We start from the raw sequence: 8,686 nt of genomic DNA on the forward strand, positions 1-8,686 counted from the left end.
CGTTTGAATTATTGGCGCGAGCGGACGCGCGAGCGAGGTGCGAAAGGCAGCGGGGCTTTCGCCTTGGCGGCTTCGGGCGCTTCGTCGGGGATGGCGGCCTGGCAAGCCTCGCTCAGCCGGCGGCGTCTCTGCCAGGGCAGCACCACACTGAGCCAAAGCTCGCGGGTGCCCATGATGGAAACCGCGATCCCGAACGGGATCATGAAATACAGGATCCGAAACACCACCAGCGTTGCCAGCAGTTGCTCCCTGCCGAATTCGGGCAGCGCGACCAGCATCGCGGCATCGAATACGCCGATGGAGCCCGGGGCATGACTGGCGAAGCCGAGCAGGGTGGCCAGGATGAACACCACCGCCAGCGAGATGAAATCAATGTCCGGCTGCGCCGGCATCAGCAAATACATGGCCATCGCGCAGAATCCGAGATCGAGCACGCCGATCAGGATCTGCACCAGCGTCAGCGGTGCCGAGGGCAACCTCACTTTCCAGCCGTTCTGCCCGAGCTCGCGCCGTTCCTCGCCGAGGGTGAGCCAGACGAAGTAGGCGACGATGGCGCTGATGACGCCGAGCGCGATCAGCCGGTTGATCGCAGGCGGTAGTTGGTCCATCGCGGATGCGGCCCACGGATGCCAGGCCATGCCGATGCCGAGCACGAAGGCGTTGCCGAGCCAGAATGTCAGGCCGGAGAGAAAGCAGATCTTGGCGACATCGACGGCGCTTAGGCCGTAGTCCGAATAGATCCGGAAACGTATCGCGCCGCCGGTAAACACCGTGGCGCCGATGTTGTGGCCGATCGAATAGCTGGTGAAACTCGACAGCGCCGCGATCCGGTAGGGAACGTGTTTCTTGCCGATCGTCCGCAGCGCAAAGAAATCGTAGAACGTCAGCGTGCAGAATGCGCCGATCACGCACAGTGCGGCGAGCGCGATATGATGGGCGGGTATTTCGGTCAGCGCGACCAGCATCACGCCGGTATCGACGCCCTTGAGGGTACGGACCAGCGTCGTGATCGCAAAGGCGATGATGACGAGGCTCGCGGCGATCCCGAGCCGTTTCCAGCCGATCCGTTCCTTGAAGCCACGCCCGAGCGTGGTCAACAGTCGATACATTCTTCCTCCCGGCAGGGCGGCAACGGGTTGCGGCCTTTCGAAGCGACCGTCGGCAGGTGGATCGCCGTCGATGCGAAGACCCATAAGGCAAAAACGTCCCGTTGTGCAGCCCTTGACAATGCGAGCGCCGGTCCCGGACCGGCGTTGGCGTCATCTGCCCCATATATGGCGCAACGCACGGGAATCGAGCCCTGAGTCGCTCCCCGCGCGCGCCGTGGATGCGCCATTGATCAACGCCGCACAGGCCGTCGAGCATTACGAGATCGCGCACGATGGCAGCCTGATCGCATGGGCCAAACAGCTGGGGCGCAACGATTGCGGCGGTATCTTGCAGAAGACGCTCGATGAGGAACGGGCAACCGACAAGAAGTTGACGATGCTGGCGGAAAGCAAGGTCAATCTTCGCGCGGCGCGCCGACCCTTCGGACGCAAGCCTAGTTGAGACAAAACGTCGCGCTGGCAAGATCGCCGCGACGCTTTGCACTGGGGCGATCACGGGTAGCAACGTGAAACCCTTGTAATGCCATTACCCGGCGGTTCCGCAACATTCGGTGCCGCGATCGGCCAGGGATCGTGTACAAGGACTGCTCATATCGCGAGAGCAGGGCAATCGATGCATGAAGTTGGCAAGGCCAACACGGGTTTCGTCGCGTCGCGGGTGCTATCCCTGCCGCTTCCAATCGGTGCAGGTGAGAGACGGGTCAAGTGGCGATATGCGGTTCCGGTTGGGACCTACCACCTGCTGGCCTTGTTGGCCTTCGTCCCCTGGTTCTTCAGCGCGACTGGCGTGACGATTGCGGTCGTCGGGGTCTATGTCTTCGGCGCCGTCGGAATGAATCTTTGCTATCACCGGCTGCTCACCCACCGCAGCTTCAGCTGCCCGCTCTGGCTTGAGCACACATTGGCGATCATCGCGGTTTGCTGCCTCGAGGACACCCCCGCCCGGTGGGTGGCGACGCATCGTCTGCACCACCATCGTTCGGATGATCGGGCGGACCCGCACAGTCCGCTGGTCAACCTGTTCTGGTCCCATATGGGCTGGTTGTTCCTCGAAAATACCGACTTCGGCCGCAACGTGGCGTATGACCGCTATGCGCGCGACATCTTTCGCGACAGCTTCTACCGATGGATCGAGCGCTTCGTGTTGGGGATCGTGCTGGCCCAGTCGGCGGTGTATTTTGCAGCGGGCTTTTTGACCGAGCTGGCAGTCGGCGGCTCGACAGGTGAAGCGGTTCAACTCGGTGCGAGCGTCTGGCTCTGGGGAGTAGTCGTCAGAACCGTTCTGGTCTGGCATATCACCTGGAGTGTAAACTCTTTCTCCCACGTGTTCGGTTACCGCAATTACGAGACCAACGATAACAGCCGCAACAATGTCTGGGTGGCCATCCTCACCAACGGCGAAGGCTGGCACAACAATCACCACGCCGAACCCAACTCCGCCTCCAATCAGCGGCGCTGGTGGGAGATCGATCTGACCTATCTCATACTGCGCCTCCTGGTTCTGCTGGGTCTCGCCTGGGATGTGCAGTTGCCGCAACGTCCCGTTCCGGTGCGGGTGACTTGAACTTTTGCGGCTGGTGAGCGGCGTTCAAGCCCTGCGCAGCGCAAAATGCGCGCCGCAGAACGCCACCACGGCGCCAAGGCCCAGCGCCGCCAGCCCCGCCAGCACGCCCGAGATCGTCGGAATCGGACTGGGCGCCGAAGCGGCCTGGCCGGCGCCCGCCAGCACCAGCACGCCGACCGCGATCAGGAACTGCCGCATCCGCTGGGGAATTTGGCCCGATACCGCGCTGTCCATCAGCGTCGCGGTGAAATAGCCGCCGCAGAAGCCGACGGTTGCGATCAGCCACCACGCCAACGCCGCGCCCGCGGGCATGAACTCACCCGTATCGGATCGCCACAGGCCGCCGAGATCGAGCCCGAAGCGGGCGCCGAGCATGTGCACGGCCAGCGCCAGCAGCACGCCTGAAATCACGGCGCCGGCAAGGATCAGTCGGCGCGGAAAATAGGTCGTCTCGGTCATGCTCCGCTTGTAAGATAAAGCCGGCGACGGGCGCAAGTCGATGCGAGGATTCATTCGATCTTTTCGGCGAGGGGCTTGAATCATGACTTTCGGTATTCTCGCGTTGATCGCCTCGGCGATGTTCGGCGGTGTGGCGCTTTACGTGAATATTGCCGAGCAACCCGCACGGCTGTTGCTGGATGATCGCGCACTGCTCACTGAATGGAAGCCGTCCTACAAGCGCGGAGCCGCGATGCAGGCGCCGCTCGCCCTGGTTGGCTTTCTGCTTGGACTGCTCGCGTGGTGGCAGGTCTCACATCCCGGCTTTTTGATGGGTGCCATTGCGATCATCGCGCCGTGGCCGTGGACGCTGATCGGCATCAAGCCGACCAACGATGCGCTGCTGGCAACGGATCCCGAGAATGCCGGACCGCAAACCAGAGCGCTCATCGTCAAATGGGGCGTAATCCATGGCGTGCGTACGGTTTTGGGGGCACTCGCAACCGCCGCTTTTTTCTGGGCATGTATGTCGCGCTAGCGGCGTTTTCGAACCAAATGGATATCGGTCCGCGTGAGGAAAACGTGGCAAAACAAAAGATTAGAGCCTGATTTGTCGAACGAGGCTGCCCCCGCCATCCGTTACGCCTACAAGGCATCGCTGATCGGCGCGGCGCATCGGTTCGAACTGACGGAGCAAGGGCTGTCTTGGCGTATCGCCGGCAAGTCCGGGATGTGGCCCTACGCCGACATCGCAACCGTCAGGTTGTCGTATCGCCCGGTGTCGATGCAGTCGCGCCGGTTCCGCGCCGACATCGGAAATGCCGATGGCGCGCGCATCGCCATCCTTTCGACCAGCTGGCAGACCGCGGCGCTGATGGCGCCGCAGGACCGCGATTACCGCGCCTTCGTGACGCAGTTGCATGCGCGGATGGCGGGCGCCGGAAGCAGGGCGGTGCTGGTCGGCGGTCTCGGGCCGCGCGTCTATGTCGCGGCGATTGTCTGCGTGACGCTGGTCGGCATTGCGATGGCCGGACTTTTCGGGCGTTCCATCGCAACCGGCGAATGGGCGGGCGCGCTATTTTTGGTCGGCTTCACGGCCTTGTTTGCGTGGCAGGTGGGCGGCTTTGTCATGCGCAACCGGCCGCTGGCCTACACCTTCGATCGTTTGCCGAAGGCGTTGTTGCCCTAGACCGGCTTCCGCAATCCAGCGCAGACGTATGGCACGCGACCGGGACTCATGCGTCACGCGGTCGCCAGGGTACCCCCGGCCGTGCCGAGGCCGCGGCCATCGCCGGATTGATCGGAACTGGGGGGCTTCGCCAGGCGCGCAGGGTTGCGCCGTTGGCGCGGCCTGACGATCCGTGCAAGGGGATGGACGATGGCGGCCCTCGCCACCCGCATCGCGAACCGTGCGAAGCGCGCTGCGAGTTGCAGCATATGCCTGAAGTGCTCCCTGCCGGCGGCGAGCCGGACCATCACCGCGAATTCCAGATACATCAGCGTGTCGCCGGCAAACAGGAATGCCAGGTCAATCGGGGCCGTCTGCACAAAGGCCATCACCAGAATGGCGATTGCAACAAACTCCAGAACCCGCCGGACCGTCAGTCGGCCCAGAAAATCAGCGAACTGCACGACCAGTACTTCCCAAAGCGCGTCACCGAAGGCCAACGGGATTTCGTAACTCCATCTGTGCCACCAATTTTTCACCGGGGATCTCCGTCACTCACATCCGCCTGCCGCTTCAGTCAGTGCCGCACCACCAGCACCGAGCACTTGGCGTAGCGCACGACGTGGCCGGCGTTGGAGCCGAGAAAATAGGTCCGCATCGCCGGCCGGTGCGACGTCATGACGATCAGGTCGGCCTTGATCGCGGCGGCCTCTTCGAGGATCTCGTGATAGATGCCGCCCTGCCGCACCGCGGTGGAGATGCGCTGGGCATCGATGCCGGATTCACGCGCCACGATGGCGAGCGCCTCCTCCGAGGTCTGGCGCTGCTGGGTGTCGAAATCGGCGGGGACATATTCAGCCAGCATCACAGGTGTCATCGGCAGCACATTGAGAAGGCGCACCGTCCCGTTCCAGGTTTGCGACAGCGTCGCCGCCGTGGCGATCGCCGGTTTGGCCAGGTCGGTATCGGCGAGGTCGAGCGGCACGAGAATGGAGTTGAACATCTGCGCCTCCGTGTTGGTGATCGGCTTCGCGGCCTCTTGGGTTCAGATCGAGTGAGAACCGAAGGCTCTAATGTTTTGTTTTGACTCGTTTTCCTTACTTCGCTCGAAAACGCTTTAACACGATTTGGGCCGATCACCGCCAGAGCTCAGTCGCCCGAAGTCTGCTTCAACAGTTTTGGGCTGACGAACAACACCAGCCGGCCGCGACGGATTGCCACGTCGGTCCAGTCGTCGATCTCAAACTCGAATACCGCAAGACCCGAGGTCGGCAGATTGTCGGCGAGCGCCTTGCGCGCGGCGCCATCGCCGCTACCGGCCAACGCGAGTGCCAGTTCATGCATTCCCGGATTGTGTCCGACGATCATCAGCCGTCGCGGATCGGTCGATGACGCTTCGCGGATGGTTTCAAGCAGCTGCGATACGTCGGCGCCATAGAGTTCCGGCAACAGCTCGACCTGCGGTTCCGGAACCCGCTCCTTCATCGCTTCCCAGGCGATTTCCCAGGTCTGGTGGGCCCGCACGGCGTGCGAAACCAGCACCAGATCGGGAAACGTTGAATGCCGGGCGATCCAGCCGCCGATCTCGGCGGCGTCGCGGCGGCCGCGGTTGTCGAGCCGGCGGTCCTGATCGCGGCCGCTCGGGGCTTCGTTTTCGGTCTTGGCATGCCGCAGCAGCATCAAACGGCGCATGGCGCATCTCGATTCGGTTCAAGCCGCCCAGATTAATGTACAGACTGACGCGCAGGACAAGGTGACAAGCACCGGATCGGCCCGTAAGAAAACGATATGAGCGAGATTTATACAAGCACGGCCAGCGGACCGGACAGCGGGACGGCGCGCGAGCGCTCGCGGCTCTCGTTCGATCTGGATGTCGACATCTGCGTGGTCGGCGCAGGGCTTGCCGGCTTGACGGTCGGCCTGGAGGCCGCCCGCCTCGGCGCCAGCGTCGCCGTGCTCGAAGGCCGGCACGTCGGCTGGGGCGCATCCGGCCATCAGCTCGGCACGGTCATGCCAGGCTTCGGTCTTCCGGTCGGAGACCTGATCGCGCGCATCGGTTTCGAAGACACCAGGGAACTCTGGGCGCTGTCGAAGCAAGGCGCCGAGTTTGTTCGGGCCAACGCGTCGGAACAATTGATTCCGGGGATCGCGATCAGCGAGGGCGCGCTTGAGGTTTCCAACGTCGATGCCGGCGATCAGTTGATCAGCCGGCTGCAGATGCTGGCTGAGGATTTCGAAACCGAAGTCGAGGGCTGGCAGGTCGAACGCGTCCGCGATCACCTCAGGACCGATCGCTATTTCCATGGCGTGTATTTTCCCCGGGCATTCCAGATCGACGGCCGCAAATACGTCCATGGCCTGGCGGCACTCGCCAGGCGGGCGGGGGCGCGGATCTTCGAGGACACGCCGGTGGTCAGCATCGATTCATCGGGCATTCGCAAGCGCATCGTCACGCCTTCGGCGCGGTTGCGCGCCTCCCACATCGTGCTCGCCGGCAACGTCCATCTCGGCGCGCCGCTGCGGCGGTTGTCGGAAACCCTGCTGCCGGTCTGGCGCTACGCCGCGATCACCGCACCGCTCGGCGAGCGTCTGGCCGAGACGATCGCGTTCAAGGGATCGGTGACCGACACCGATGGCATCGATCATTTCCGGATCGTGGACGGCGACCGCTTGATGTGGGCCAGCCCCGAAACCACCTGGGATGCGCGGCCGACGCGTTTTGCGTCCGCCATTGCGCGCAGGATCCGCACGGTGTTTCCCCGGCTCGGACCGGTCGAGATCGCCGAGGTGTGGGGCGGCGCGGTCGGCGAGACCGTGCATGGCATGCCGCAGATCGGGCAGTTGCGTAAGGGATTGTGGGTCGCGAGCGGCTTCGGCCGTCAGGGGCTGAACACCACGGCGATGGCCGGACAGTTGATCGCCCGCAGCATTCTGTGGGGCGACGAGCGCTGGCGGCTGTTTTCGCCCTTCGAGCTGGTCTGGGCGGGTGGCTCGACCGGCCGGGTCGCCGGGCACGTGATCGGGATGTGGGGGCGGGGCAGCGCCGCCGCCGCCGGCGCATTGGCCCGTTACCGGGAGAGGGTGCGCAAGCAGGAGCGTATACGCGAGGCGCGTCTGGCCGAGGCCAATCGGCAGGCCGGCACCCGGCCGCCGCGGCCCCGTCCGCAGCCGGGCCGGCCGCGTCCGGAACGCGCTCGACCGGACCGTGCTCGTCCGGAAGGTTCCCCGCCACCTGCGGTGGCGAACCCCGGCGGAAGCGAGGGCGCCTCCTGACCTCGTTCCGGCTGCAGGTCGGGGAGGCGGCGGGGAAACGCTTCCTCGCAACAAAGTGAGAGGTTTCCCGCAGGATCGGTGTAACTATCGCTGTTGCGCCCCGTATTTGAGAGCGAACAGTCCATCAGTTTGCCTGGCACGGAGACCACCATGATCGACCGCCGTATCCTGCTCGCCTCTACCGCCGGTTTGCTCGGCTTTGCGGCTCTCCGCTGGCTGCGAGGTAGCCCGGCAAGGGCGGCGGAGAAATTCGAGATTGAAAAGACCGACGCGGAATGGCGCGCCCAGCTCACGCCGCAGCAATATGACATCCTGCGCAAGGAGGGCACCGAACGGCCGTGGTCGAGCCCGCTGCTCAAGGAGCATCGCAAGGGCGTGTTCGCCTGTGCCGGCTGCGATCTGCCGCTGTTCTCTTCGGAGACGAAATTCGAGAGCGGCACCGGCTGGCCGAGCTTTTATCAGCCGCTCGAGAATGCCGTCGGCAAGACCGAAGACCGCACCTTCGGAATGCTGCGGACCGAAATTCATTGCCGCCGCTGCGGCGGCCATCTCGGTCATGTCTTCGATGATGGGCCGAAGCCGACCGGGCTGCGCTACTGCATGGACGGCTTCGCCCTGCTGTTCCATCCGGCCGCGCCGACGGCGAGCTGATTTTTTCACTTGCTCCCCGGCAATTGTTGCCCGCCCGGCAATTGTGCCCCGGTCCCCGGACCGGGGCATTCTTGTTTAAGTATCTGAAATAACAGGATTCTCGAGTCTGGCACGACGATTGCGATGTCCCCTTCGATGACGGCCATGCTGGCAATGCGCCCTGGCCGCCCGGATCGAATGTGGAGGCAACGTTATGGGTATCTTCGACGCGCTCAACACCGCGGTTGGTGGCTTGCAGGCTCAATCTTTCGCGTTGCAGAACATTTCCGGCAACATCGCGAACGCCTCGACCACCGGTTACAAGGGTATCGGTACCACGTTCGAGGATCTGATCCCGGACTCCACCACGCCCAACAAGCAGGTCGCCGGCGGCGTCACCGCGTTCGCCCAGGCTACCATCACCACCCAGGGCACCGTCACCGGCACGACGGTCGGCACCAACATGGCGATCAACGGCGACGGTTTCTTCTCGGTGCAGAAGCC

At 63.8% G+C, this 8,686-nt stretch carries 11 protein-coding genes and 1 pseudogene; 7 read left to right on the forward strand and 5 right to left on the reverse strand.

Features of this window, described 5'->3' with window-relative positions:
* Nucleotides 1–8: 8 nt before the first annotated feature.
* A complete protein-coding gene (locus tag E8A46_RS14735; protein ID WP_291561843.1) occupies nt 9–1,109 on the reverse strand; it encodes a YbhN family protein in 1,101 nt (366 codons plus the stop codon).
* 214 nt (nt 1,110–1,323) lie between these two features.
* On the opposite strand from E8A46_RS14735, the pseudogene E8A46_RS14740 reads away from it, so the two are divergent.
* Both E8A46_RS14740 and E8A46_RS14745 read left to right on the forward strand, forming a co-directional pair.
* Nucleotides 1,324–1,551 (forward strand): annotated as a pseudogene (locus tag E8A46_RS14740) (DUF892 family protein); the annotation flags it as partial.
* Nucleotides 1,552–1,722: 171 nt separating this feature from the next.
* The gene (locus E8A46_RS14745; protein WP_291561845.1) at nt 1,723–2,673 is read left to right on the forward strand and encodes a fatty acid desaturase; all 951 of its coding nucleotides are present in this window, start codon (nt 1,723–1,725) and stop codon (nt 2,671–2,673) included.
* A gap of 24 nt (nt 2,674–2,697) precedes the next feature.
* Here E8A46_RS14745 and E8A46_RS14750 read toward each other — a convergent pair whose 3' ends face one another.
* Nucleotides 2,698–3,132, reverse strand: a complete 435-nt coding sequence (locus E8A46_RS14750; protein WP_291561847.1) for a hypothetical protein — start codon at nt 3,130–3,132, stop codon at nt 2,698–2,700.
* Between the two features lie 82 nt (nt 3,133–3,214).
* On the opposite strand from E8A46_RS14750, the gene E8A46_RS14755 reads away from it, so the two are divergent.
* Together E8A46_RS14755 and E8A46_RS14760 are read left to right on the forward strand one after the other, a co-directional pair.
* Entirely contained in the window at nt 3,215–3,649 is a 435-nt protein-coding gene (locus E8A46_RS14755) for a DUF1772 domain-containing protein (protein WP_291561849.1), read from the forward strand.
* A 72-nt stretch (nt 3,650–3,721) separates the two neighbouring features.
* Nucleotides 3,722–4,300: a hypothetical protein gene (locus tag E8A46_RS14760; protein ID WP_291561851.1), complete on the forward strand. Its 579-nt coding sequence runs from the start codon at nt 3,722–3,724 to the stop codon at nt 4,298–4,300.
* Between the two features lie 53 nt (nt 4,301–4,353).
* Here the strand turns inward: E8A46_RS14760 and E8A46_RS14765 are convergent, their stop codons facing one another.
* The 3 genes from E8A46_RS14765 to E8A46_RS14775 all read right to left on the reverse strand — a co-directional run bounded on the left by E8A46_RS14765 (nt 4,354) and on the right by E8A46_RS14775 (nt 5,971).
* The gene (locus E8A46_RS14765; RefSeq protein WP_291561854.1) at nt 4,354–4,818 is read right to left on the reverse strand and encodes a hypothetical protein; all 465 of its coding nucleotides are present in this window, start codon (nt 4,816–4,818) and stop codon (nt 4,354–4,356) included.
* Nucleotides 4,819–4,856: 38 nt separating this feature from the next.
* Nucleotides 4,857–5,282 carry a universal stress protein gene (locus E8A46_RS14770; protein ID WP_291561856.1) on the reverse strand — a complete coding sequence of 142 codons (426 nt, stop codon included), beginning with the start codon at nt 5,280–5,282 and terminating at the stop codon, nt 4,857–4,859.
* A gap of 146 nt (nt 5,283–5,428) precedes the next feature.
* Complete coding sequence (locus E8A46_RS14775; protein ID WP_291561858.1) at nt 5,429–5,971, reverse strand: histidine phosphatase family protein; 543 nt, start codon at nt 5,969–5,971, stop codon at nt 5,429–5,431.
* Between the two features lie 96 nt (nt 5,972–6,067).
* Between E8A46_RS14775 and E8A46_RS14780 the strand changes: the two genes are divergently transcribed.
* The 3 genes from E8A46_RS14780 to E8A46_RS14790 form a co-directional block, all read left to right on the forward strand.
* Entirely contained in the window at nt 6,068–7,552 is a 1,485-nt protein-coding gene (locus E8A46_RS14780; protein WP_291561860.1) for an FAD-binding oxidoreductase, read from the forward strand.
* A 150-nt stretch (nt 7,553–7,702) separates the two neighbouring features.
* Nucleotides 7,703–8,203 carry a peptide-methionine (R)-S-oxide reductase MsrB gene (gene msrB, locus E8A46_RS14785; RefSeq protein WP_291561862.1) on the forward strand — a complete coding sequence of 167 codons (501 nt, stop codon included), beginning with the start codon at nt 7,703–7,705 and terminating at the stop codon, nt 8,201–8,203.
* Between the two features lie 193 nt (nt 8,204–8,396).
* A partial coding sequence (locus tag E8A46_RS14790; RefSeq protein WP_291561864.1) for a flagellar hook-basal body complex protein occupies nt 8,397–8,686 on the forward strand: 290 nt, incomplete at its 3' end.

It is taken from the genome of Bradyrhizobium sp. (assembly GCF_004799445.1).
Classification (GTDB): Bacteria; Pseudomonadota; Alphaproteobacteria; order Rhizobiales; family Xanthobacteraceae; genus Bradyrhizobium.